Source organism: Aeromonas sp. R6-2, assembly GCF_040908155.1.
In the GTDB taxonomy this organism is placed as follows: Bacteria; Pseudomonadota; Gammaproteobacteria; order Enterobacterales; family Aeromonadaceae; genus Aeromonas; species Aeromonas schubertii.
In genome coordinates, this window is the sequence record NZ_JBFODE010000018.1 from 1 (window position 1) to 1,311 (window position 1,311).

A 1,311-nucleotide genomic window follows, 5' to 3' on the forward strand; every position below is an offset into this window, starting at 1 on the left:
TGCTCTTTAACAATCTGGAAAGCTGATTTAAAAAGTAGTTCTCAAACATTTGTTACAAGTGTCTTGGAAACTTCTTGGCGAAAACCAAAGTTTATTTTGGTCACCTTCCTTCGGGAAGAGAGTTGTGCAACAACAGAGCGTCGGAAACGACACTTCTTGGGGTTGTATGGTTAAGTGACTAAGCGTACACGGTGGATGCCTTGGCAGTCAGAGGCGATGAAGGACGTACTAACCTGCGATAAGCCGTGATGAGTCGGTAAGAGACGCTATCAATCACGGATTTCCGAATGGGGAAACCCACCCGAGATAACTCGGGTATCTGTTACTGAATACATAGGTAACAGAGGCGAACCGGGAGAACTGAAACATCTAAGTACCCCGAGGAAAAGAAATCAACCGAGATTCCCTCAGTAGCGGCGAGCGAACGGGGATTAGCCCTTAAGCAGCGGGGGCGCTAGTGGAACGGTCTGGAAAGGCCGGCGATACAGGGTGATAGCCCCGTACACGAAAGCAAACCCGAGGTGAAATCGAGTAGGGCGGGACACGTGATATCCTGTCTGAACATGGGGGGACCATCCTCCAAGGCTAAATACTCCTGACTGACCGATAGTGAACCAGTACCGTGAGGGAAAGGCGAAAAGAACCCCTGTGAGGGGAGTGAAATAGAACCTGAAACCGTGTACGTACAAGCAGTGGGAGCCCTTCGGGGTGACTGCGTACCTTTTGTATAATGGGTCAGCGACTTACATTCTGTAGCGAGGTTAACCGTATAGGGGAGCCGTAGGGAAACCGAGTCTTAACTGGGCGACTAGTTGCAGGGTGTAGACCCGAAACCGGGTGATCTAGCCATGGGCAGGTTGAAGGTTGAGTAACATCAACTGGAGGACCGAACCCACTAACGTTGCAAAGTTAGGGGATGACCTGTGGCTGGGGGTGAAAGGCCAATCAAACTCGGAGATAGCTGGTTCTCCCCGAAAGCTATTTAGGTAGCGCCTCGGACGAATACTACTGGGGGTAGAGCACTGTTAAGGCTAGGGGGTCATCCCGACTTACCAACCCTTTGCAAACTCCGAATACCAGTAAGTACTATCCGGGAGACACACGGCGGGTGCTAACGTCCGTCGTGAAGAGGGAAACAACCCAGACCGCCGGCTAAGGTCCCAAAGTTCTGGTTAAGTGGGAAACGATGTGGGAAGGCTCAGACAGCTAGGATGTTGGCTTAGAAGCAGCCATCATTTAAAGAAAGCGTAATAGCTCACTAGTCGAGTCGGCCTGCGCGGAAGATGTAACGGGGCTCAAACCAGGCACCGA

Annotated in this window: 1 rRNA gene; it reads left to right on the top strand. The window is 51.3% G+C overall.

The window, feature by feature from the left end:
* Positions 1-168: 168 nt before the first annotated feature.
* Positions 169-1,311 (top strand): 23S ribosomal RNA (locus AB5Y48_RS02725); the annotation flags it as partial.